This window comes from Massilia sp., from assembly GCF_032106685.1.
In the GTDB taxonomy this organism is placed as follows: domain Bacteria; phylum Pseudomonadota; class Gammaproteobacteria; order Burkholderiales; family Burkholderiaceae_D; genus Telluria.
In genome coordinates, this window is record NZ_DAMCPG010000005.1 from 99390 (window position 1) to 123209 (window position 23820).

General features: G+C 66.0%; 20 protein-coding genes. 3 read left to right on the forward strand and 17 right to left on the reverse strand.

Annotation, left to right across the window (positions count from 1 at the left end; all coding sequences use genetic code 11):
- Positions 1-105 precede the first annotated feature (105 nt).
- The 4 genes from RT688_RS05070 to argJ form a co-directional block, all read right to left on the reverse strand.
- Positions 106-1407 carry a D-amino acid dehydrogenase gene (locus RT688_RS05070; protein ID WP_313703761.1) on the reverse strand — a complete coding sequence of 434 codons (1302 nt, stop codon included), beginning with the start codon at positions 1405-1407 and terminating at the stop codon, positions 106-108.
- A 33-nt stretch (positions 1408-1440) separates the two neighbouring features.
- Positions 1441-1851 (reverse strand): NUDIX domain-containing protein, encoded by a 411-nt coding sequence (locus RT688_RS05075; RefSeq protein ID WP_313703762.1) that lies wholly within the window; start codon positions 1849-1851, stop codon positions 1441-1443.
- 299 nt (positions 1852-2150) lie between these two features.
- Positions 2151-3047 carry an ATP-binding protein gene (locus tag RT688_RS05080; RefSeq protein WP_313703763.1) on the reverse strand — a complete coding sequence of 299 codons (897 nt, stop codon included), beginning with the start codon at positions 3045-3047 and terminating at the stop codon, positions 2151-2153.
- Positions 3048-3051: 4 nt separating this feature from the next.
- Complete coding sequence (gene argJ / locus RT688_RS05085) at positions 3052-4290, reverse strand: bifunctional glutamate N-acetyltransferase/amino-acid acetyltransferase ArgJ (protein WP_313703764.1); 1239 nt, start codon at positions 4288-4290, stop codon at positions 3052-3054.
- A 266-nt stretch (positions 4291-4556) separates the two neighbouring features.
- Between argJ and RT688_RS05090 the strand changes: the two genes are divergently transcribed.
- Together RT688_RS05090 and RT688_RS05095 are read left to right on the forward strand one after the other, a co-directional pair.
- Positions 4557-5291, forward strand: a complete 735-nt coding sequence (locus RT688_RS05090) for a transglycosylase SLT domain-containing protein (RefSeq protein WP_313703765.1) — start codon at positions 4557-4559, stop codon at positions 5289-5291.
- A gap of 35 nt (positions 5292-5326) precedes the next feature.
- Entirely contained in the window at positions 5327-6364 is a 1038-nt protein-coding gene (locus RT688_RS05095) for a peptidoglycan-binding protein (RefSeq protein WP_313703766.1), read from the forward strand.
- A 307-nt stretch (positions 6365-6671) separates the two neighbouring features.
- On the opposite strand, the gene secA is transcribed toward RT688_RS05095, so the two are convergent.
- On the reverse strand, positions 6672-9455 hold the full coding sequence (secA, locus tag RT688_RS05100; protein ID WP_313703767.1) for a preprotein translocase subunit SecA: 2784 nt from the start codon (positions 9453-9455) through the stop codon (positions 6672-6674).
- A 288-nt stretch (positions 9456-9743) separates the two neighbouring features.
- On the opposite strand from secA, the gene RT688_RS05105 reads away from it, so the two are divergent.
- On the forward strand, positions 9744-10214 hold the full coding sequence (locus RT688_RS05105; RefSeq protein ID WP_313703768.1) for a DciA family protein: 471 nt from the start codon (positions 9744-9746) through the stop codon (positions 10212-10214).
- A gap of 174 nt (positions 10215-10388) precedes the next feature.
- Here RT688_RS05105 and lpxC read toward each other — a convergent pair whose 3' ends face one another.
- The 12 genes from lpxC to mraY form a co-directional block, all read right to left on the reverse strand.
- Entirely contained in the window at positions 10389-11324 is a 936-nt protein-coding gene (gene lpxC / locus RT688_RS05110) for a UDP-3-O-acyl-N-acetylglucosamine deacetylase (RefSeq protein ID WP_313703769.1), read from the reverse strand.
- Between the two features lie 93 nt (positions 11325-11417).
- On the reverse strand, positions 11418-12299 hold the full coding sequence (locus RT688_RS05115) for a DMT family transporter (protein ID WP_313703770.1): 882 nt from the start codon (positions 12297-12299) through the stop codon (positions 11418-11420).
- Positions 12300-12356: 57 nt separating this feature from the next.
- A complete protein-coding gene (locus RT688_RS05120; protein ID WP_313703771.1) occupies positions 12357-12857 on the reverse strand; it encodes a peroxiredoxin in 501 nt (166 codons plus the stop codon).
- A gap of 176 nt (positions 12858-13033) precedes the next feature.
- Positions 13034-14233 carry a cell division protein FtsZ gene (ftsZ, locus tag RT688_RS05125; RefSeq protein ID WP_313703772.1) on the reverse strand — a complete coding sequence of 400 codons (1200 nt, stop codon included), beginning with the start codon at positions 14231-14233 and terminating at the stop codon, positions 13034-13036.
- Positions 14234-14379: 146 nt separating this feature from the next.
- On the reverse strand, positions 14380-15612 hold the full coding sequence (gene ftsA, locus RT688_RS05130; protein WP_313703773.1) for a cell division protein FtsA: 1233 nt from the start codon (positions 15610-15612) through the stop codon (positions 14380-14382).
- Between the two features lie 12 nt (positions 15613-15624).
- Positions 15625-16446, reverse strand: coding sequence for a cell division protein FtsQ/DivIB (locus RT688_RS05135; protein ID WP_313703774.1), 822 nt, complete (start codon positions 16444-16446; stop codon positions 15625-15627).
- A 4-nt stretch (positions 16447-16450) separates the two neighbouring features.
- Positions 16451-17398: a D-alanine--D-alanine ligase gene (locus tag RT688_RS05140; RefSeq protein WP_313703841.1), complete on the reverse strand. Its 948-nt coding sequence runs from the start codon at positions 17396-17398 to the stop codon at positions 16451-16453.
- A gap of 5 nt (positions 17399-17403) precedes the next feature.
- A complete protein-coding gene (gene murC / locus RT688_RS05145; protein WP_313703775.1) occupies positions 17404-18837 on the reverse strand; it encodes a UDP-N-acetylmuramate--L-alanine ligase in 1434 nt (477 codons plus the stop codon).
- A gap of 4 nt (positions 18838-18841) precedes the next feature.
- A complete protein-coding gene (murG, locus tag RT688_RS05150) occupies positions 18842-19921 on the reverse strand; it encodes an undecaprenyldiphospho-muramoylpentapeptide beta-N-acetylglucosaminyltransferase (protein WP_313703776.1) in 1080 nt (359 codons plus the stop codon).
- Positions 19918-21138: a putative lipid II flippase FtsW gene (ftsW, locus tag RT688_RS05155; RefSeq protein ID WP_313703777.1), complete on the reverse strand. Its 1221-nt coding sequence runs from the start codon at positions 21136-21138 to the stop codon at positions 19918-19920. The genes murG and ftsW overlap by 4 nt, the downstream gene beginning before the upstream one ends.
- On the reverse strand, positions 21138-22634 hold the full coding sequence (gene murD / locus RT688_RS05160; RefSeq protein WP_313703778.1) for a UDP-N-acetylmuramoyl-L-alanine--D-glutamate ligase: 1497 nt from the start codon (positions 22632-22634) through the stop codon (positions 21138-21140). The genes ftsW and murD overlap by 1 nt, the downstream gene beginning before the upstream one ends.
- A gap of 13 nt (positions 22635-22647) precedes the next feature.
- Positions 22648-23817: a phospho-N-acetylmuramoyl-pentapeptide-transferase gene (gene mraY / locus RT688_RS05165; protein ID WP_313703779.1), complete on the reverse strand. Its 1170-nt coding sequence runs from the start codon at positions 23815-23817 to the stop codon at positions 22648-22650.
- Between the last annotated feature and the right edge of the window lie 3 nt (positions 23818-23820).

Genomic DNA, 23820 nt, shown 5'->3' on the forward strand with positions numbered 1-23820 from the left:
CCCACGCGTTAAGCTGGCGGGAGAATTGCCGCGGTCAACGGTGCAGGGATGCGCCCGTAACGCGTGGGCACGGCGTGCCCACCCTACGAGCGCCGACCTGGCCAATCAAGCCGTGACGACGATCCCGCCCGGCACCTGCACCGGCTTGTTGACGCTGCCGTAGCGGTCCATGAACAGGCCTTCCAGGCCGATCTCCGGCTGGCGGCCCGAGACGATGTCGGCCAGCACGCGGCCCGAGCCGCAGGCCATGGTCCAGCCCAGGGTGCCGTGGCCGGTGTTCAGGAACAGGTTGCGGAACGGGGTCGGGCCGACCACCGGGGTGCCGTCCGGGGTCATCGGGCGCAGGCCGCACCAGAATTCCGCCTTCGAGACGTCGCCGCCCTGCGGGAACAGGTCGGTCACCGAGTGCTCCAGGGTGTCGCGGCGCGCCTGGTGCAGGCGCAGGTCGAAGCCGGCCAGCTCGGCGGTGCCGCCGACGCGGATGCGCTCGCCCAGGCGGGTGATGGCGACCTTGAAGGTCTCGTCCATCACGGTCGATTCCGGCGCGCCGGCGGCGTCGGTGATCGGCACGGTGATCGAATAGCCCTTGACCGGATACACCGGGATCTTGATGCCGATCTGCTTCAGGATGAAGGGCGAGTAGCTGCCCAGCGCCATCACGAAGCTGTCGGCCTTCAGCTCGCCCTGCGAGGTCACCACGCCGGTGATGCGGTCGCCTTCGCTGGAGAGGCGCTTGATCTCGACGCCGTGGCGGAACTTCACGCCCAGCGCCTTGGCCATCTCGGCCAGCTTCTGGGTGAACTTGAAGCAGTCGCCGGTCTCGTCGTTCGGCAGCAGCAGGCCGCCGACGAACTTGCCGCGTACCTTGGCCAGCGCCGGTTCGTAGCGCTCGCAGCCGGCCGGGTCCAGCACCTCGTACGGCACGCCGTACTGCTCGAGCACGGCGATGTCGGTGGCGGCGCCGTCGAGCTGCTGCTGGGTGCGGAACAGCTGCAGGGTGCCCTGGCTGCGCTCGTCGTAGGCGATGCCGGTGTCGCGGCGCAGCTGGACCAGCACGTCGCGGCTGTACTCGGCCAGGCGCACCATGCGGCCCTTGTTGATCTGGTAGCTCTTGTGATTGCAGTTGGCCAGCATCGAGAGCATCCAGCGCCACTGCGCCATGTCGAGCTGCGGACGCACCACGAGCGGGCTGTGCTGCATCATCAGCCATTTCACGGCCTTCGCGGGCACGCCGGGGCCTGCCCACGGGGAAGCGTAGCCGGGCGAGATCTCGCCCGCGTTGCCGTAGCTCGTTTCCATGCCGGCGCCCGGCTGGCGGTCGATGACGGTGACGTCGTGCCCTGCCTGGGCCAGGTAATACGCCGTGGTGGTGCCGATGACACCACTACCCAAGACGATGATTTTCACAGGAGTCCTTCAACAGATGGGTTGACTGCTTTTTTACCTTGCGTAGCGCAGCTGATCGAGCCAGGCCAGCAAGGGGATGGTTGCGGGCAGCAGCGGGGTAAGGCCGACTGCCCCTTGCCACGCAAAGGCCTGGCCTTCCAGGCTTTGCGGTTCGCCGCGCCAGTCGCGGCTGATGAAAAAATGGAGCCGCACATGGGCGTGCTCGTAGACGTGTTCGATGCAGCACCATGGATCGGCAGCGAGGATCTCGATGCCCAGTTCCTCGACGAATTCGCGTTGCAGGGCGGCAAAGATGGCTTCGCCCGGCTCGACCTTCCCGCCTGGAAATTCCCAATACCCGGCATACGGCTTACCCGCCGGACGCTGGCCCAGCAGCACGTCGCCGTTCGGGCGCATCACGATCCCGACCGCCACATCGATCGGCTTGGCCTTCGCTTCCTGCATTCGATTGTCCCGTCCGGAAAACCCGATATTGTACGCCAGGCTGGGGCGTAGGGAGTCATGGCTGTTGCGTAGAGCCGATAGAAAAACGTGCGCGAGGATAAGCTTTGCTCATGGGATGGCAAAGGCGTTATTGAACGAACCACGGTGTGCTGCGGATGCCGCTTACAACGCGGGATGCACGGGCCGGTCGAACGCGTGGACGGCGGAGCCGTCCACCCTACGTCCCTTCAGTACATTTCGTGGCAAATCCTGCAACCAGGATGTAGGGTGGACGGGTCTCCCGTCCACGCGTCGATAGTTTACGGTCGCTCAGCCGCGCCAGGCAGCTTGCCCGCGTAATCCTTCGCGAACTGCCACGCCACCCGTCCCGAACGCGAGCCGCGCCCGAGCGCCCATTGCAGCGCCTGCGGCCGCGCGGCCTCGATCTGCTCCTGGGTGCAGCCGAAGCTGGCCAGCCAGTGCGCGACGATGCCGAGGTAATCGTCCTGGCGGAAGGGGTAGAACGACAACCACAGCCCGAAGCGCTCGGACAGCGAGATCTTCTCTTCCACGGTCTCGCCCGGATGCAGGTCGCCGTCCTCGCCATGGCTGTAGCCGGCGTTGTCCGACATCTTCTCAGGCATCAGGTGACGCCGGTTCGAGGTCGCGTAGATCAGCACGTTGTCCGACTGCGCCGCGACGCTGCCGTCGAGCGCCACCTTCAGCGCCTTGTAGCCCGCCTCGCCTTCCTCGAACGACAGGTCGTCGCAGAAGATCACGAAACGTTCGGGCCGGCCCGCCACCAGGTCGACGATGTCGGGCAGGTCGACCAGGTCGGCCTTGTCGACCTCGATCAGGCGCAGGCCTTCGGTTGCGAAACCGTTCAGGCAAGCCTTGATCAGGGACGACTTGCCGGTGCCGCGGGCGCCGGTGAGCAGCACGTTGTTGGCCGGGCGGCGCGCCACGAACTGGAGCGTGTTCTGCTCGATCTGGCGCTTTTGCGCGTCGACGTGCTGCAGGTCCTCGAAACGGATGCCCGAGGCATGCGCGACCGGCTGCAGCCACGCATTGCCGCCGCCCACGCCGCCGGCCCGCTTGCGCCAGCGGAAAGCGAAGCTGCGCCTGAAGTCCGGCTCGCGCGGCGGGGGCGGCAGCACCGCCTCCAGCCGCGTCATCAGGCTTTCCGCCCGCTGCAGGAACTGTTCCAGCGGCGTCATCGGCTTACGAGCGGTAGTCGGCGTTGATGCTGACGTAGTCGTGCGACAGGTCGCAGGTCCAGACGGTGGCCGTGGCGTCGCCGCGCGCCAGCTTCACACGCACGGTGATCTCGGCCTGCTTCATCACGCGCTGGCCGTCCGCCTCCTGGTAGTCCGGGTTGCGGCCACCGGCCTTGGCGACCCAGACGTCGTCCAGGTAGAGGTCGAGCTTGGTGACGTCGAGGTCGTCCACGCCGGCGTAACCGACCGCGGCCAGGATGCGGCCCAGGTTCGGGTCGGAGGCGAAGAAGGCGGTCTTCACCAGCGGCGAGTGGGCGATCGCGTAGGCGATCTTGCGGCACTCTTCCAGGTCGCGGCCCTCTTCCACCGTGATGGTGATGAACTTGGTCGCGCCTTCGCCGTCGCGGATGATCTGCTGCGCCAGGTTGCGCGAGATGTCGGTGACCGCTTCCTTCAGCGCTTCGTATTCCGCGCCGCTGGCTGCATTGACTTCCAGGCTGCCGGCGCCGGTGGCGACCAGCATGAAGGAATCGTTGGTCGAGGTGTCGCCGTCGATGGTGATCGAGTTGAACGAACGGTCGGCCGCGTATTTCACCAGTTCGTCGAGCACCGGCTGCGCCACTTTCGCGTCGAATGCCAGGTAGCCCAGCATGGTCGCCATGTTCGGCTTGATCATGCCGGCGCCCTTGCTGATGCCGGTCATGGTGACCGTGTGGCCGCCGATGGTGACGGTCGTTGATGCCGCCTTCGGCTGGGTGTCGGTGGTCATGATCGCCTCGGCGGCGTTGAACCAGTTGTCCGCCTTCAGGTTCGCGACCGCGGCCGGCAGGCCGGCGACGATCTTCTGGATCGGCAGCGGTTCGAGGATCACGCCGGTCGAGAACGGCAGCACCTGCTGGGCATCGCAGCCGAGCAGTTTCGCCACTTCGGCGCAGGTGGCCTGGGCATTGGCCAGGCCCGGCTCGCCGGTGCCTGCGTTGGCGTTGCCGGTGTTGACGACCAGCGCGCGGATCGGCGCACCGCCGTTCGTCACGGCCGCCAGGTTGGCCTTGCTCACCTGCACCGGAGCGGCGCAGAAGCGGTTCTTGGTGAACACGCCGGCGACGGTGGCGCCCTCGGCCAGCTTCATGACCAGCAGGTCCTTGCGGTTGGGCTTCTTGATGCCGGCTTCGGCAAAACCGATCTCGATACCGGCGACCGGCTTCAGGTCGGCGGCGACGGGCAGGGGGGAATTCACGGCCATGGTGGTCTCTATGGAAAGATTACGAATCCAATATTGTACTGCGCACGCGCGCACACCGGCGCGATGACCGTCGTTACCGGTATTTCCTGCTCCCGCGCGGCTGGTTTGTCAACTATCGAGCATGACAGTCCCAAAAGCGCATCAGCCAAAAGTGCATACGAGAAACATACATATACTCGATTCGTCCGGTAAGGATGAGGTCGGCCGTCGCCGGATGCTTGCACCGTAACGCCACGGTTTCATAACGCATAACAGGAGACAGGAAAATGCGATTCACCACCAAGGCACGCCTTCTGGCCGCCCTCTGCGCCGGACTCGCGGCCGCGCCCGCCGCTTTCGCCGATGGCCAGCCGCGCGACCTGAGCGCCGCCGCCAAGCGCTACAAGCAGTACTTCCAGGAAGCCTCGAAAAAGTTCAACGTGCCGGTCGAACTGCTCGAATCGATCGCCTATGCCGAGACGCGCTGGCGCTCGCACGTGCCGAAGGGCATGCTCAAGAAGAACGGCGAGCCGGAAATCGAGATCGAGCCGGATCCGCACCACGGCATGCCGCCGACCTACGGCATCATGGGCCTGCGCAACGACACCTATTTCGGCACCTCGCTGACGCAGGGTGCGGCCCTGATCCGCGTCTCGCCCGAGGTCGTCATCACCGACGTGCGCAGCAACATCCGGGCGGCGGCCGCCCTGCTCGCCCAGTACGGCGCGAAAAAGACGCGCAATTTCCCGATCGAGGACTGGGAAGAAGCCGTGGCCCGCTACAGCGGCATCCCGCAGCGCGAGATCGCCCAGATCTATACCTACGAAATCCTGACCGCGATCCGCCAGGGCCGCGAAAGCGCCGACTTCAAGGTCGGCCAGCGCCACGTCGAAATGGAGAAAGCCTACGGCAAGGAAAAGCTGAAGAAGCTCTCGGCGCGCCGAATCACCGTCGAGACCGGGGTGCCCGATCCGAAGATCTCGACGCCGGACTTCGTCGATCCTCCCGCGAAACAACAATAAGCGGCCGCATGCCCATCCGATTCGGAGACCCATCCATGAAAAAAAGCACGAAGTTTCTACGTCCGGGCCTGTTGGCAGGCCTGACCCTTGCTGCGCTCGGCCTGCAGGCCCTGCCCGCCGCCGCCTCGACCGACTACCCGCCGGCAATCTGGAACCCGGCTGCCAGCTGCAATTACTCCTCGCGCACGGCCTCGGTCACCCACGTGACCGTCCACACCACGCAAGGCTCGTACGCCGGCTCGATCTCCTGGTTCCAGAACTGCAGCGCCGGCGTCTCGGCCCACTACGTGATCCGCTCCTCGGACGGCCAGGTCACGCAGATGGTGCGCGAGGCCGACAAGGCCTGGCACGTCGGCAATTCCAACGGCTACACGGTCGGCATCGAACACGAAGGCTACATCAACGCCCCGAGCACCTGGTACACGACGGCGATGTACAACGCCTCCGCCGCCCTCACCCGCGACATCCTCGCCTCGCGCGGCCTGGCGCAAAAGGTCTACGACGGCAGCGGCGGCTGGAACGCGGTGCCGTCCGACTCGCTCTACAACGTCAAGGGCCACGTCAACTACGCGAGCCAGACCCATACCGATCCCGGCTCGGGCTGGGACTGGCCGCGCTACAAGAGCCTGGTCGCGGGCGGCTCGGGCGGCGGCGGCGACAGCGGCGGCGGCGCGCTGTCCTGGCCGGTGGTCCAGTACGGCAACAGCGGCGAGCGCGTGCGCACCATCCAGTACCTGCTGCAGCAATGGGGCTATTCGCTGACGGTGAACGGCAGCTTCGACACCGCCACCCAGAACGCCGTGAAGAACTTCCAGTCCTCGCACGGCCTGGGCGCGGACGGCATCGTCGGCAACGCCACCTGGCCGGCGCTGACCATCGTCACCCAGCAGGGCGACAGCGGCGCCAAGGTGCGCGCGGTGCAGAGCCAGCTCAACGAGAGCGGCTACGGGTTGACCGTGGACGGCAGCTTCGGCCCGGCCACCTACAGCGCGGTGCGCAGCTTCCAGAGCGCCAAGGGGCTGGGGGTGGACGGCGTCGTCGGGGACAATACGTGGAACAAGATGGCGTGGTAATCGTTCGCTGGTCAGGCCCGGCGGTTTTTTGCGTCATCCGGGCCTGCCGTAGGGTGGGCAGCCATAGCGGCGACAGTGGCGGGCTGGAATCGCAGTGCCGCCCACGCGTTCAACACCGCATGAAACGTCGCGACGGATTTCCCTGCGCTTGAACGCGTGGGCGGCGCCGAGGCCGCGAACAGGCAGGCGTCTCGGTATAGCCGCCCACCCTACGGGTCTGCGCATCCGATCGATGCAACGGCCACGCCGACACGCACAATAAAAAAGGCGTCCCGCGGGACGCCTTTTCCGTTCTACGCGGCAGGCCTTACGCCAGCTTGCCGTGGCACTGCTTGAACTTCTTGCCGCTGCCGCAAGGGCAAGGATCGTTGCGGCCGACCTTCACGCCCATGTAGGTGCTGTGGTCTTCGGCGGCCACCGGCGCGGCGGCGGTGCCGGTCGGGCTAGGCGCCAGCAGTTCTTCCGGCGCGGCCGACGGGTTGAAGTCGGCGTGCTGGAAGTTGATGTTTTCCAGGTGCGCCGCCTGGGCCGCCATGGCCGCTTCCGCCGCCTCGACTTCCTCGCGGGTCTGGATGCGCACGGTCATGACGGTGCGGATCACTTCGTTCTTGATCTGGTCTAGCATGCTGCCGAACAGCTCGAAGGCTTCGCGCTTGTATTCCTGCTTCGGGTTCTTCTGGGCGTAGCCGCGCAGGTGGATGCCCTGGCGCAGGTGGTCCAGCGCCGCCAGGTGCTCGCGCCAGTGGGTGTCGACGCTTTGCAGCATGACGTTACGCTCGAAGCCGCCGAAGGACTCCTTGCCGACGATCGCGACCTTGCTGTTGTAGGACTCGTCCGCCTTCGCCAGCACCTTCTCCAGGATGTCGTCGTCGTTCAGGTTCGGCTCGTCCACCAGCATCTGCTGCAGCGGCACGTTCAGGGCCCATTCGGAACCCAGCGCCGATTCCAGCGACTTGATGTCCCATTGCTCTTCGACCGACTCGGCCGGCACGTAGGTGCGCACGACATCCGTGAACACGCCGGTGCGCAGCGAGGCGATCAGTTCCGAGATGTCGGCCGCTTCCAGCAATTCGTTACGCTGGCTGTAGATCACCTTGCGCTGGTCGTTGGCGACGTCGTCGTATTCGAGCAGCTGCTTGCGGACGTCGAAGTTGCGGGCCTCGACCTTGCGCTGGGCGGTCTCGATGGAACGGGTCACGATGCCCGCCTCGATCGGCTCGCCTTCCGGCATTTTGAGGCGTTCCATGATGGCGCGCACGCGGTCGCCGGCGAAGATGCGCAGCAGCGGATCATCCAAACATAAGTAGAACCGCGAGGAACCCGGGTCGCCCTGGCGGCCCGAACGGCCGCGCAGCTGGTTGTCGACGCGGCGCGATTCGTGGCGCTCGGTGCCGATGATGTGCAGGCCGCCGGCGTTCACCACGTGGTCGTGCAGCGACTGCCATTCGTCGCGCAGCTGCTTCGACTGCGCCGCTTTTTCCGCTTCCGACAGGTTCGAATCGGCTTCGATGAAGGAGATCTGCTTCTCGACGTTGCCGCCGAGGACGATGTCGGTACCGCGGCCGGCCATGTTGGTCGCGATGGTGATCATCTTCGGACGGCCGGCCTGGGCGATGATTTCCGCTTCCCGGGCGTGCTGCTTGGCGTTCAGGACGTTGTGCGGCAGCTTCGCCCCGTTCAGGATGCTGGACAGCAGTTCCGAGTTCTCGATCGAGGTCGTACCCACCAGCACCGGCTGGCCGCGCTCGTAGCAATCGCGGATGTCGTTGACCATCGCGTTGTACTTTTCCTGGGCCGACTTATAGACCTGGTCCTGGCGGTCCTTGCGCTGGGACGGCTTGTTCGGCGGGATCACCACGGTCTCGAGGCCGTAGATTTCCTGGAATTCGTAGGCTTCCGTGTCGGCAGTGCCGGTCATGCCGGACAGCTTGGTGTACATGCGGAAGTAGTTCTGGAAGGTGATCGAGGCCAGGGTCTGGTTCTCGTTCTGGATGCGCACGCCTTCCTTGGCTTCCACGGCCTGGTGCAGGCCGTCGGACCAGCGGCGGCCCGTCATCAGGCGGCCGGTGAATTCGTCGACGATGGTGACTTCGCCGTTCTGCACCACGTAGTGCTGGTCCTTGTGGTACAGGACGTGGGCGCGCAGCGCCGCGTACAGGTGGTGGATCAGGGTGATGTTGGCGGCGTCGTACAGCGAGGCGCCTTCCGGCAGCAGGCCCATCTTGGTGAGGATGGCCTCGGCCTTCTCGTGGCCGGCCTCGGTCAGCAGCACGGTGTGCGCTTTCTCGTCCTTGGTGTAGTCACCCGGGACTTCGATCTGGCCCTTGCCGTCCGGGGTCTCCTCGCCGATCTGCAGCGTCAGCTGCGGCGGCACCTCGTTCATGCGGTAGTACAGGTCGGTGTGGTTCTCGGCCTGGCCAGAAATAATTAACGGTGTCCGGGCCTCGTCGATCAGGATCGAGTCGACCTCGTCGACCACGGCGAAGTTCAGGCCGCGCTGCACGCGTTCGCGCGCATCGTAGACCATGTTGTCGCGCAGGTAGTCGAAACCGAATTCGTTGTTGGTGCCGTAGGTGATGTCCGAGCCGTAGGCCTGCTGCTTGGTATCGTGCGGCATCTGCGACAGGTTCACGCCCGTGGTCAGACCCAGCCAGCCGTACAGGCGGCCCATCGACTCGGCGTCGCGCTGGGCCAGGTAATCGTTGACGGTAATGACGTGCACGCCCTTGCCCGACAGGCCGTTCAGGTAGACCGGCAGGGTCGCCATCAGGGTCTTGCCCTCGCCGGTGCCCATCTCGGCAATCTTGCCCTGGTGGATGACCATGCCGCCGATCAGCTGCACGTCGAAGTGGCGCATCTTGAGCACGCGCTTGGCGGCTTCGCGGCAGACGGCAAACGCTTCCGGCAGGATGTCGTCGAGGGTCTCGCCATTGGCCAGGCGCGACTTGAATTCCGGGGTCTTTGCCTGAAGCTCGGCGTCCGACAGCTTTTCCATCTGCGGCTCGAGCGCGTTGATCTGACGCACGGTTTTTTGATATTGCTTGAGCAGCCGCTGGTTTCGGCTGCCGAAAATCTGGGTCAGGAATGACATGCTAAGTTTCTTATAAAGACGCCGCAAAAAGAGCCAGGGATGATATCAAAACGATACACACCGAAGACCGCCCAAGGCAAAAAGCGACTGATTTTATCATGCGATGCGGCCACACTTGGGGCTTATAGGCCGGATAACAAGGTTGGTTCCAGAAAGAATGTTATCAAATTGCATCGATGTGCACCCGTTTGCCGCCAGCCGTGCGTCGGGTATGCATGCTGCGTGCACGCTGGGCGCAGTCTATGGTATGTTGCGCGTTGATCGACACCCCTCCCACCTAGCGTCCTCATGCATATCTACGGCACCCGCAACCGTCCGACTTCCTTCGAAGCGACCGACTTCCTGCGTTCGAACGAGCGCATGGCGCGGCTGCTGCCGACCGCCATGCGCATGGCCGACCTGCAGCGCGACGTCGGCATGGTGCTGCCGGCCATGGCCGGCAATTGCGATGTGCTGTCGTTCCAGGAAGGCGTACTGGTGCTGGCCGTGCCCAGCTCGGCCGTCGCGGCGCGCCTGAAGCAGCAGTTGCCGAAGCTGCAGGCCAGCCTGCAGGGGCGCGGCTGGCAGGTCGCTTCGCTGCGCCTGAAGGTGCAGGTGACGCGCGCCATGCCGGAACGGGTGGAAATGCGCACGCTGGAGCTGCCGGAAACGGCGGTGGACGCCTTCGAGGAACTGGGAGACAGCCTGCCGGATACGCCGCAGAATGCGGCGCTGGTGGCGGCGGTCAAGCGGCTGGCGGAGAAGCGGCGGCGCGGGTAAGCTACAGGCCGGGTTTCGTAGGGTGGACACCTGTGTCCACGCGGTCGTACCCATGCATACCGCACCATCATTCGGTTAAACGACGCAAGCGCAGTGGTAGGGTGCAAGCGTCGCCGGTACACAACCGGTGAGACCGCGTGGGCTCGAGAGCCCACCCTACAACGGCAACATCACTTACGTCAGCGCCCACTCCTCGCGCATCTGGCGCACGTACGACGGCGGCGCGCTGTCGACCGCGTCGAAGGTGACGATCTCGTAGGCGTCCGGCCGCGCCAGCAGGGCGCGCAGCAGGTCGTTGTTGAGCGCGTGGCCCGACTTGTGCGCTTCGTACGCCGCCAGCAGCGGATGCCCGACCAGGTACAGGTCGCCGATCGCGTCGAGGATCTTGTGGCGCACGAACTCGTCGTCGTAGCGCAGGCCGTCCGCGTTCAGGATGCGGTATTCGTCCATGACGATCGCGTTTTCCAGCGAGCCGCCGCGCGCCAGGCCCATGCCGCGCAGGCTTTCGACGTCCTGCATGAAGCCGAAGGTGCGCGCGCGCGCCACGTCGTGCACGTAGGAGACCTGGGCGAAGTCGACCGAGGCGTTCTGCATCGTGCCGTCCACCGCCGGGTGGTTGAATTCGATGAAGAAGTCGAGCTTGAAGCCGTCGTGGGGTTTGAGTTTCGCCCACTTCTCGCCGTTGCCGGTCCCCTGGCGCACTTCGACTTCCTTCAGCACGCGGATGAATTTCTTCGGCGCCGGCTGGTCCTCGACGCCGGCCTGCTGCAGCAGGAAGACGAAGGACGAGGCCGAGCCGTCCATGATCGGGATTTCCTCGGCGGTGACTTCGATGTAGAGGTTGTCGATGCCGAGACCCGCGCAGGCCGACATCAGGTGTTCGACGGTCGAGACGCGCGCCGAATCCTTGACCAGGACCGACGCCATGCGGGTATCGCCGACGACTTCCGCGCTCGACGGGAATTCGACCACCGGGTCGAGGTCCACGCGGCGGAACACGATGCCGGTGTCCACCGGCGCTGGGCGCAGCGTCAGTTCGACCTTGCGGCCCGAATGCAGTCCGACACCGGTCGTGCGCACCAGTTGTTTGATGGTTCGTTGTTTGAGCATGGACCGATTATATCTGCGCTTGCCGAACCTTGCCGGGGCCGCTTCTTGCAGTATAGAAACCCTGACAAGAAGCGATGCATCGGCACGACAAGCTTACGGATGCTCGGATTCGGCGTGGCTCTTCTCGTGGCGAATCAGGTACAAGCCGCTGCCGATGATGATGGCGGCGCCGATCATCGTATAACTGTCGGGCAGCGTACTCCACATCAGCCAGTCGATCGCCACGCCCCAGGCCAGCGCCGAATACTCGAAGGGCGCGACCACCGACGCCTCGCCGTGGCTGAAGGCCTCGGTGATCGCCAATTGGCCGAAGAAGCCGCTCACGGCCAGGCCGCACAGCAGCAGCAGGTGGCCGGGATCGACGCCGACCCAATCCGGCGCCGCCAGCGCCGTGGCGCCGAGCGCCATCAGCAGCATCAGCCAGAACATCATCTGCTGGGTGCTGTCGGTGCGCGCCAGGATGCGCGCGGCGATCGCCGAGATCGCGTAGCACACGGCCGAGCCGAGCACCGCCAGGCCGCCCAGCGTCAGGAAGCCGCCGCCTTCCGGGCGCAGCACCACCAGCACGCCGGCGAGTCCAACGACGATGGCGATCCAGCGCGCCAGGTTGACGCTCTCCTTCAGGAAGAACACCGACATCGCCGTGATCAGCGCCGGCGCGATGAAGAAGACCGAATAGGCTTCGGCCAGGCTGAGGCGCTTGAGACCGTAGGCGAACAGCGCCAGCATGCCGATCCCCAGCGCACCGCGCAGGACGTGCAGCGACCAGCGCGCGCGCAGCATCGTCCCGAAGCCGCCGCGCCAGGCAACGTAGGCGCACACCAGCGGCAGCGAGGACAGCGAGCGCAAGGCCGCCACCTGCATCGCCGGATAGTGGGCGGCGAGCAGCTTCATCGCCGTGTCCATCAGCGAGAACATAAAGACGGCGATCAGCATCGCGTAGATGCTGCGCAGGTTGCCGGAGACTTTACTCATAGCGGTACTCAAACAAAAAACGGCGCCGCGGCGCCGTCGGGTAATGCGGGATGTGGATTACAGCTGGGCCAGCAGCGCCTCGGCCTTCGACACCTCGAAGCCGCCCTGCTCCACGTTCAGCTGCTTGACCACGCCGTCCTCGACCAGCATCGAGTAGCGCTGCGAGCGCGTGCCCATGCCGTGCTTCGAGAAGTCGGCGTCCAGGCCCAGCGCCTTGGCGAAGGCGGCGTTCCCGTCGGCCATCATGCGCACGATGCCGGTGGCCTTCTGTTCGCGGCCCCAGGCGCCCATGACGAAGGCGTCGTTCACCGAGATGCACCAGATTTCGTCGACGCCCTTGGCCTTGAAGGCCTCAGCGTTTTCCACGAAGCCCGGTACGTGCTTGGCCGAGCAGGTCGGGGTGAAGGCGCCCGGCAGGCCGAAGATCGCGATCTTCTTGCCTTTCACGAGATCGGCCACCTGGAAGGTGTTCGGGCCGAGCGTGCAGCCTTCGGTTTCGGTCTCGACGAATTCGGCCAGGGTGCCCTCAGGCAGGTGGTCGCCAATCTGGATGTTCATGCGTACTCCTCAGGTGTTATTTTGAAAATCCCGCCAGTATGCCCGATCCGCGCAGCTCTTGCAGGACATCGCCCCGAACCGCGGGCAGCCGGCGTATCGAGCGCACACGAAAAAACCGGGACCGGAGCCGTGCTCCGATCCCGGTTTGTATGTAACCGTTTAAAGCGTATGAACGCTTAGTCGGCTTGCTTGCGCAGGAAAGCCGGGATGTCGTAGGTCTCGACACCGTTGCGCTGCATGGCCTGCACCTGCTCCGAGGCCTGCTCGCGGCGCCACACGGCCGGCTGCTTCATGCCGTCGCCAGGGCCGCCGACGCTGGCGGTGCCCATGGTCATGCCGCCGGTCAGGCCGGCCGCGCCCATCACCGGCGCGTTGTAGGTGCCGGTCTTGAGCATCTGCTGCGGCTGGACCAGCTGCATCTTGCTCTTGTTTTTGCCCAGGCCGGTCGCGACCACGGTCACGCGGATCTCGTCGCCCATCGCGTCGTCGTAGGCGATGCCCTGTGCGATCGATGCGTCCGGCGCGGCAAAGGCGCGCACGGCGGCCATGACTTCCTTGATCTCCTTGCCCTTCAGGCCGCGCGAGGCGGTGACATTGACCAGTACGCCCTTGGCGCCCGACAGGTCAATGCCGTCCAGCAGCGGCGAAGCGACGGCCTGCTCGGCCGCGATGCGCGCACGGTCCACGCCCGAAGCGGTCGCGGTGCCCATCATCGCCTTGCCCTGCTCGCTCATGATGGTCTTCACGTCGTTGAAGTCGACGTTGATGTGGCCCGGCACGTTGATGATCTCGGCGATACCGGCGACGGCATTGTTCAGGACGTCGTCGGCGTGCTTCATCCAGTCGAGCATGGATTCGTCTTCGTAGATCTCTTCCAGCTTTTCGTTCAGGATGATGATCAGGGAGTCGACGTGCTTGGACAGTTCTTCCAGGCCGGCTTCGGCGATGTCCATGCACTTCTGGCCTTCGTAGGAGAACGGCTTGGAGACCACGGCGACGGTCAGCGCGCCCATGGTCTTGGCCACTTCGGCCACGATCGGGGCGGCGCCGGTGCCGGTGCCGCCGCCCATGCCGGCGGCGATGAAGACCATGTGCGCGCCGCGCAGCGAGTCCTCGATGCGCGAGCGGGTCTGCTCGGCCAGTTGGCGGCCGATCTCCGGACGCATGCCGGCGCCCAGGCCCGATTCCCCGATCTGGATGATGTTGTTCGCGCTCGATGCCGCCAGTGCCTGGGCATCGGTGTTGGCGGCGATGAACTCGACGCCCGAGACGCCCTTGTTGATCATGTGCTGCACCGCGTTGCCGCCCGCACCACCCACGCCGACGACCTTGATCACCGTGCCCAGTGCCGCGTTATCGACCATATCGAACTCCATGATGTGACTCCTAATTTTCAAATTGCAGTGACCAATCGCCAAACCCCATAAGGGTATCAGGACTCAGCGTTGGTGACGGCGTTGTATTGTAAAAAATTATGTATTTGTACCGAATCAAAGACGCTTGTTTGCTGCGTGGAAACCGTTTAGAAGTTCCCTAAGAACCATTCCTTCATGCGCTGCCAGACTGCCTTCACCGAACCATCCTGGCGTGTCACGATGTGGCCGCGCAGGTACTGCTTTTTCGCTTCCAATAAAAGTCCCAGCACGGTCGCGTAGCGCGGGCTGCGCACCACGTCGGCCAGCTGGCCGCGGTAGTCCGGCGTGCCCAGGCGCGTCGGCTTGAGGAACATGTCTTCGGCCATCTCGATCATGCCCGGCATCAGCGAGGTGCCGCCGGTGAGGACGATGCCCGACGACAGCACGCCTTCGTAGCCGGACTCGCGCACCACCTGGTGCACCATCGCGAACAGTTCTTCGACGCGCGGCTCGATCACGGCGGCCAGCGCCTGGCGGCTCAGGGCGCGCGGGCCGCGGTCGCCCAGGCCCGGCACCTCGAGCGTTTCGCCCGGATCGGCCAGCACCTGCTTGGCCACGCCGTAGCGCAGCTTGATTTCCTCGGCTTCGCCGGTCGGCGTGCGCAGCGCCATCGCGATGTCGCTGGTGATCTGGTCGCCGGCGATCGGGATCACGGCGGTGTGGCGGATCGCGCCGTCGGAAAAGACCGCGATGTCGGTGGTGCCGCCGCCGATGTCGATCAGGACCACGCCGAGTTCCTTCTCGTCGCCCGTCAGCACCGCGTCGGCCGAGGCCATCGGCTGCAGGATCAGGTCCGACACTTCCAGGCCGCAGCGGCGCACGCACTTGACGATGTTCTGCACCGCCGACACCGCGCCGGTGACGATGTGCACGCGCACCTCCAGGCGGATGCCGCTCATGCCGATCGGCTCGCGCACGTCTTCCTGGTTGTCGACGATAAACTCCTGCGGCACCGTGTGCAGCAGCTGCTGGTCGGTCGGGATGTTGACCGCCTTGGCGGTCTCGATCACGCGCGCGACGTCGGTGGCGGTCACTTCCTTGTCCTTGATCGCCACCATGCCGCTCGAGTTGAACGAACGGATGTGGCTGCCCGCGATGCCGGCGTAGACATTGCGGATCTTGCAGTCGGCCATCAGCTCGGCTTCCTCGAGCGCGCGCTGGATCGATTCGACGGTGGCCTCGATGTTGACCACGACGCCCTTCTTCAATCCCTTCGACTCGTGCTGACCGAGGCCGATGACCTCGTGGCGTCCGTCGGACATCACCTCGGCCACGACGGCCACCACCTTCGAGGTGCCGATGTCGAGGCCGACGATCAGGTTTTTCGCGTCTTTTGTCATTGCTCGCCTGCTTTAGATTTGCTTGGTTGTTTTGTTAGTAGTCGTTTTATTCTTTTTCGACGGCTTCACCGGCTTGGTGGCGTCCGCCGGCACGGTCAGTGCCGCCGACGACAATGCCAGGCCATTCGAGTAGCGCATGTCGATGGTGTCGATGCGGCCTTCCTGCAGCCTGGCCACCAGCTGCGGGTAGACCCCGACCAGGCGCTGCACGCGCGCCTTGACGGTGTTCTTGTCCTTCTCGCGGCCGAGCTCCACGCTCATGCCGTTGTCCAGCTTCACGGTCCACGCGTAGCGCGAGGACAGCGACAGTTCCTGCGGCACCAGCTTGACCGGTGCGAACCAGGCGCGCAGTTCGGCAAAGCGCGCCAGCACTTCCTTCTCGCTGCCGGCCGGGCCCGAGAACGCCGGCAAGGCGTGGTCGTCGTCGGCCTCGGCCAGGTTGGCGGTGAAGACGTCGCCCTTCACCGACAGCAGGCGGCCTTCGCCCCAGGTGCCGAGCGCCTCGTGTTCCTCGACCTCGACGATCAGCTGGTTCGGCCATTCGCGGCGCACGGTGGCCCGCCGCACCCAGGGCACGGCTTCGAAGGTCGAGCGCACCTGCTCGAGGTCCGTGGTGAAGAAATTCCCGCGGATTTTCCCCAATACGCTGTTGCGCACGGTCAGCTCGTTCACGTGGCGCAGGTCCATGCCGTACAGGCTCTCGACCGTCACCGCGCGCAGCGTGAACATCGGCCGCTGGCTCAGCCACCACACGCCGCTGGCGATGCTCGCGAGCAGCGTCGCCGCCAGCAGCGTGCTGGCGGTGGCGTTCAGGGCGCGTACGTCATGCCACATGTCGTCAGCCTTGTGCCTTCACCATCTTGCAGCGCGCCGAGCGCAGGATCTCGACGCACAGCTCTTCGTAGCCGATGCCGACCGCGCGCGCCGCCATCGGCACCAGCGAATGGCCGGTCATGCCGGGCGAGGTGTTCACCTCCAACAGGAAGGGACGCATGTCGCTCTCGCGCACCAGCACGTCGACGCGGCCCCAGCCCTCGCAGCCGAGCGCGCGGTAGGCGTCCACGGCGTGCTGCTGGATTTCCTCGGTCAGCGCGGCCGGCAGCTGCGCCGGGCAGTGGTACTGGGTATCGTCGGTGAAGTACTTGTTCTGGTAGTCGTAGTTGCCTGCCGGGGCCACGATCTCGACGATCGGCAGCGCGCGCGCATCCTTGCCGGTGCCGAGCACGGCGACCGTGAACTCGCGGCCGGTGATGAACTGCTCGACCAGCACGGTCTCGTCGAAACCGGCCGCCAGGGCGACAGCGGCTTCCAGCTCCTCGGCCTGCTCGACCTTGGTGATGCCGATGGTCGAGCCTTCCAGCGGCGGCTTGACGATCAGCGGCAGGCCGAGTTCGGCCACGACCTTGTCCAGGTCGTCGCCCGGCGCGACGGTGGCGTATTTCGGGGTCGGGATGTTTTTCGACAGCCAGATGATCTTGGTGGTGATCTTGTCCATGCCGACGCTCGACGCCATCACGCCGCTGCCGGTGTAGGGAATGCCGAGCTGTTCGAGCGCGCCCTGCAGGCTGCCGTCTTCGCCGTAGCGGCCGTGCAGCGCGATGAAGACGCAGTCGAAGTTTTCGGCCGCCAGTTCGGCCAGCGAGCGTTCGGCCGGATCGAAGCCGTGGGCGTCGATGCCGCGGCTCTTCAGGGCCTGCAGCACGCCGCTGCCGGACATGATGGAGACCTCGCGCTCGGCCGAGCGGCCGCCGTACAGGACGCCGACCTTGCCGAAGTTGGTGATGATGTCGCTCACGATGTTACCTTTGATTGTGAAGTCGGTTGTTGCGTCTGTTGCGAAGTTGACTGCGCAGTTAATTGAGCCGGAACGCCGCTGATCGAGCCCGCGCCCATGGTCAGCACGACGTCGCCGTCACGCGCCACCTGGCGGATCGCGTCGGGCATCTCGGCGATCGTTTCCACGAAAATCGGTTCGATCTTGCCGCCGGCGCGCAGCGAGCGCGCAAGCGAGCGCCCATCGGCCGCGACGATCGGCGCCTCGCCGGCCGGATACACCTCGGCCAGCAGCAGCACGTCGGGCGCCGCCAGCACTTTCACGAAGTCCTCGAACAGGTCGCGCGTGCGGCTGTAGCGGTGCGGCTGGAAGGCCAGCACCAGGCGCCGGCCCGGATAGGCGGCGCGCGCGGCGGCCAGGGTCACCTCGGTCTCGACCGGGTGGTGGCCGAAGTCGTCGACCAGCGTGAAGCTGCCGCCGCCCTCCAGGGCCACTTCGCCGTAGCGGGTGAAGCGGCGGCCGACGCCGCGGAACTCCAGCAGGCCCTGGGCGGTGGCGCTGTCCTCGATGCCGATCTCGCGTGCGATCGCAATCGCCGAGCAGGCGTTGAGGACATTGTGCATGCCGGGCTGGTTCAGCACGAATTTGGTGTCCGGATAGCCGTCCTGGCGCACCGTGAAATGCATCTGCACGCCGTCGGCGTAGGCGTCCAGGGCGCGCACCTGCGCGTCTTCCGAGAAGCCATAGGTCGTCACCGGCTTCGTCACCTGCGGCAGGATGGCGCGCACGTGGCGGTCGTCGATGCACAGCATCACGCGGCCGTAGAACGGCAGGCGGTGGGTGAAGTTCACGAACGCGGCCTTCAGCTTCTCGAAGTCGTGCTCGTAGGTCTCCATGTGGTCGGCGTCGATGTTGGTGATCACCTCGATCATCGGCGACAGGTTGAGGAAGGACGCGTCCGACTCGTCGGCCTCGGCCACGATGTAGTCGCCGGTGCCGAGCTTGGCGTTGGCGCCGGCCGCGGTCAGGCGCCCGCCGATGACGAAAGTCGGGTCCAGGCCGCCCTGGGCCAGCACCGACGCAACCAGGCTCGTGGTGGTGGTCTTGCCGTGGGTGCCGGCGATCGCGATGCCGCGCTTCAGGCGCATCAGTTCGCCCAGCATGATCGCGCGCGGGACCACCGGGATCTGGGCGGCGCGCGCGGCCATCACTTCCGGGTTGGCCTCGTTCACGGCGGTCGAGGTGACGACGGCGTCGGCGCCGAAGATGTTGTCGGCCGCGTGGCCGAGATAGACGCGCGCGCCCAGCTCCTGCAAACGCTGGGCCGCCGGATTGCTCGACAGGTCCGAGCCCGACACCTTGTAGCCGAGGTTGAGCAGCACCTCGGCGATGCCGCTCATGCCGCTGCCGCCGATGCCCACGAAATGGATGTGCTTGATCTTGTGTTTCATCTGTCTAGTTCTTGTTGTTCGCCAGTTGTTCGAGCACGGCCGCGATGGCCTCGTTGGCTTCGCGCTGTCCGACGCGCCGCGCCGCCTGCGCCATCGCCAGGCAATCGGCGCGGGTCGTCGTTTGCAGCAGCTGCGCCACGCGCGCGGCCGAGAGTTCGCCCTGCGGCAGGTGAATGGCCGCCTTTTGCTGCGCCATCCAGACCGCGTTGTCGCGCTGGTGGCTGGTGGTCGATGCGACGAACGGCACCAGCACGCTGGCCACGCCGGCGGCGGTCAGTTCCGACACCGTGATCGCGCCGGCGCGGCAGATCACCAGGTCGGCCTCGGCATACGCTGCCGCCATGTCCTCGATGAAGTCGACCACGTTCGCCCCCACGCCCGCCTGGGCATAGGCGGCGCGCAGCGCCTCGATGTTCTTCTTGCCCGACTGGTGGGTCACCAGCGGACGCTGTTCCTGCGGGATCTGCGCCAGCGCGGCCGGCACGCTGTCGTTCAGCACCTTGGCGCCCAGGCTGCCGCCGACCACCAGCACGCGCAAGGGACCCGTGCGGCCGGCGAAGCGCTGCTCTGGCGAAGGCAGGTCGAGGATGGCCTGGCGCACCGGATTGCCGGTGACGACCGCCTTGCCGGCGGCGGCGCCGAAGTCGGCCGGGAAGCCGAACAGCACGCGGCTGGCCAGCGGCGTCAGGGTCTTGTTCGACAGCAGCAGCGCGGCGTCGGCGTTCACCAGCGCCAGCGGAATGCCGCGCGTGCGCGCCATCATCCCGCCCGGCACCGTGACGTAGCCGCCCATGCCCAGCACGACGTCGGGCTTGCGCCGTCCCAGCACGCGCAGGCAGGTGGCGAAGCTGGCCGCCATCTTGAAGGCGCCCTTGACCGTGTGGCCAAGGCCCTTGCCGCGCAGGCCGGCGAAGTCGATGGCGTCCATCGGGATGCCGTGCTTCGGCACGATCTCGCCTTCCATGCCGTGGGCGGTGCCCAGCCAGCTGACGTCCCAGCCGCGCTCGCGCATGGTCTGGGCGATCGCCACGCCCGGGAAGATGTGGCCGCCGGTACCGGCCGCCATGATCATCAGCTTTTTCATGTGCGCCCTCCCCGCATCAGCACGCGGTTCTCGTAGTCGATGCGCAGCAGGATCGCCAGGCCGACGCAGTTGATCAGGACGCCGGAACCGCCATAGCTCATCAAGGGCAGGGTCAGGCCCTTGGTCGGCAGCAGGCCCAGGTTCACGCCCATGTTGATGAAGGTCTGCACGCCGAGCCAGATGCCGATGCCCTTCGCGGCCAGGCCGGCGAAGAACTGGTCGAGGGCGATCGCCTGGCGGCCGATGTCGAAGGCGCGCTTGACCAGCCAGTAGAACAGGGCCAGCACCACCAGCACGCCGGCCAGGCCGAGCTCTTCGCCGATCACGGCCATGATGAAGTCGGTGTGCGCTTCCGGCAGGTAGTGCAGCTTCTCGACGCTGTTGCCCAGGCCCACGCCGGCCAGCTCGCCGCGGCCGAAGGCGATCAGCGAGTGGGTCAGCTGGTAGGCCTTGTCGAGCGCATTGCCCTCTTCCCAGGGGTCGAGGTAGGCGAACATGCGTGCGCGGCGGAAGGGCGAGAGCGCGATGATCGAGGAGAACACGAGCACCAGGATGGCGCCGATGCCGCCGAACCAGATCATGTTGAAGCCGCCCAGGAACAGGATGCCCATGGCGATGCAGACGATCACGCCGAAGGCGCCGAGGTCGGGCTCGAGCAGCAGCAGCATGCCGACCACGCCGACCGCGAAGGCCATCGGCATGAAGCCCTTGGTCAGCTTGTGCATGAACTGCTGCTTGCGCACAGTGAAGTCGGCCGCGTACAGGACCACCACGATCTTCATCATCTCGGAAGGCTGCAGGTTGAACACCTTCAGCGACAGCCAGCGCCGTGCGCCGTTGACCGACACGCCGATGCCGGGCACCAGCACCAGCACCAGCAGGACCAGGGTGCCGACGAACATCATCGGCGCGAAGCGCTGCCAGAGCGCGACCGGAATCCGGAAGGCGAACCAGGCCGCCGCGATCGAGACCGCGATGAAGCCGGCCTGGCGGTACAGGAAGTACTCGTGGCGGCCCTGCAGGTAGGAGAACTTGGGCGAGTCCGGCAGCGCGATCGAGGCCGAATACACCATCACCATCCCGAACAGCATCAGGATCAGCACGACCCAGACCAGCGGCTGGTCGTAGTCCATCATTTTCGACGGGCGCGTGCGCTCGGCGATCGCCTCGCTTGGACTGGCAGTGCCCGAGAACTTGAAGGGGATCTGGAAGGCCATCAGATTTCCATCCCCTTGTCCAGCGCGATCTCGCGCACGGCGTCGACGAAGACCTGGGCGCGGTGCGCGTAGTTGGTGAACATGTCGAGGCTGGCGCAGGCCGGGGACAGCAGCACGCAGTCGCCGGCACGGGCCAGGCCGGCGGCGCGGCGCACGGCCTGCGGCAGCTCGTCCAGGTCGAAGCACGGCACGCCCGAGGGTTCGATCGCCGCGCGCACGGCCGGCGCGTCCTTGCCGATCAAGAGCACGGCGCGCACGTAGCGCGACACCGGCTCGGCCAGCGGCGCGAAGTCCTGGCCCTTGCCGTCGCCGCCGGCGATCAGGAGGATCTGCTGGTCCGGGTTGCCGAAGGCCTTGCCCAGGCCCTGCAGCGCGGCGACGGTGGCGCCGACGTTGGTGCCCTTGCTGTCGTCGTAGAAATCGACGCCGGCGATGCTGGCCACCAGTTCCACGCGGTGCGGTTCGCCCGCGTATTCGCGCAGGCCGTGCAGCAGCGGCGCCAGCGGCAGGCCGGCGGCGCGGCACAGGGCCAGCGCGGCCAGCGCGTTCGCGGCGTTGTGCAGGCCGCGGATCTTCAGCGCGTCGGCCGGCATCAGGCGGTTGAGCGTGATCTCGACCGGCTCAGGGACTTCCCCTTTCTTCAGCTTCTTCTCGCTTGCTTCGCCCGCGACGGCGGTGGCCAGCCACAGCACGCCGCGTTCGTTGACGATGCCCATCGCGTTCGGTTCATCCGGCTCGCCGGTGCCGAACGTCACGTGCGGCACGCCCGGGGCGGCCATGCGCATCACGGTCGCGTCGTCGCGGTTCAGCACGCGGATCGTATCCGCGCCGAAGATGCGCGCCTTGTCCGCCGCGTAGGCCGCCATGTCGCCGTGCCAGTCGAGGTGGTCCTGGGAGATGTTCAATACCGTGGCCGCGTCGGCGTTCAGGCTGAAGGTGGTGTGCAGCTGGAAGCTGGACAGCTCCAGCACCCAGGCCTGGGGCAGCTTGTCTTCGGCCAAAGCCTCGCGCAGCACGTCGAGCGCGGCCGGGCTGATGTTGCCGGCGACGCGGGTGTCGAAACCGGCACGGCGGCACAGCAGGCCGGTCAGGCTGGTGACGGTGGTCTTGCCGTTGGTGCCGGTGATCGCGATGACTTTCGGGCTGTAGCCCTGCTCCGCCTTCAGCGCGGCCAGCGCCTGGGCGAACAGCTCGATCTCGCCCCAGACGGGAATGTTGGCGGCCTGCGCGGCCGGGTTGACCGCGGCCAGTTCGCGGTTCGGCGCCAGGCCCGGGCTGACGGCCACGAAATCGACGCCGCCGAGCAGGTCCGCACCAAACGCGCCGCCGACGAATTCGGCGCCTGGGACCGCCTCGCGCAGCGCGGGCAGGCGCGCCGGTTCGGCGCGCGTGTCGGCCACGCGCACGCGCGCGCCGCAACGGGCCAGCCATTGCGCCATCGCGAGCCCGGATTCGCCGAGCCCCAGTACCAGTGCGAGTTTGCCTTCGTAGTTCATCGCGTTCCAGCGCTTAGCGCAGTTTCAAGGTCGACAGGCCGATGAGGACCAGGATCATGGTCACGATCCAGAAGCGGACCACGACCTTGGTCTCCTTCCAGCCCTTTTGTTCGAAATGGTGGTGCAGCGGCGCCATCAGGAAGACACGGCGGCCGGCGCCGTAGCGCTTCTTGGTGTACTTGAACCAGCTCACCTGGATGATCACCGACAGGGTCTCGGCCACGAACACGCCGCCCATGATGAACAGCACGATCTCCTGGCGCACGATGACGGCAATCGTCCCGAGCGCGCCGCCCAGCGCCAGCGCGCCGACGTCGCCCATGAACATCTGCGCGGGGTGCGCGTTATACCAGAGGAAGGCCAGGCCCGCGCCCGCCATCGCGCCGCAGAAGATCAAGAGTTCGCCGGCGCCTTCGATGTGCGGGATGAACAGGTACTTCGCATAGGTGACGTTGCCGGTCAGGTAGGCGATCAGGCCCAGGGCGCCGCCGACCATCACGGTCGGCATGATCGCCAGGCCGTCCAGGCCGTCGGTGAAGTTGACGGCGTTCGAGGTGCCGACGATCACGCAATAGGTCAGCGCGATGAAGCCCCACACGCCCAGCGGGTAGCTGATGGTCTTGAAGAAGGGCACGATCAGGTCGGCCTTCGGCGGCAGGGTCATCGAGAAGCCCGACTGCACCCATTCCCAGAACAGCTGGCCGACTTCCCACGGGGTCGGCGCCGACACCGAGAACGCCAGGTAGAGCGAGGCGGCGATGCCGATCAGCGACATCCAGAAGTACTTTTCGCCCGAGCGCATGCCTTCCGGGTCCTGGTAGACCACCTTGCGGTAGTCGTCGACCCAGCCGACGGCGCCGAAGCCGAGCGTGACCACCAGCACCGGCCAGATCAGGCGGTTCGACAGGTCGCACCACAGCAGCGTGGAGATGGCGATCGAGATCAGGATCAGGATGCCGCCCATGGTCGGGGTGCCGTGCTTTTTCAGGTGGGTCTGGGGACCCTGGGTGCGCACCGCCTGGCCCACCTTCATTTCGGTGAGCTTGCGGATCACGGCCGGGCCGGTGAACAGGCCGAGCGCGATCGCGGTGATCGCGGCGGACACCGCGCGGAAGGTGATGAAGTTAAAGATGCGCATCGGACCGATATAGTCCTGCAGGTATTGTGCAAGCCAGAGAAGCATAGT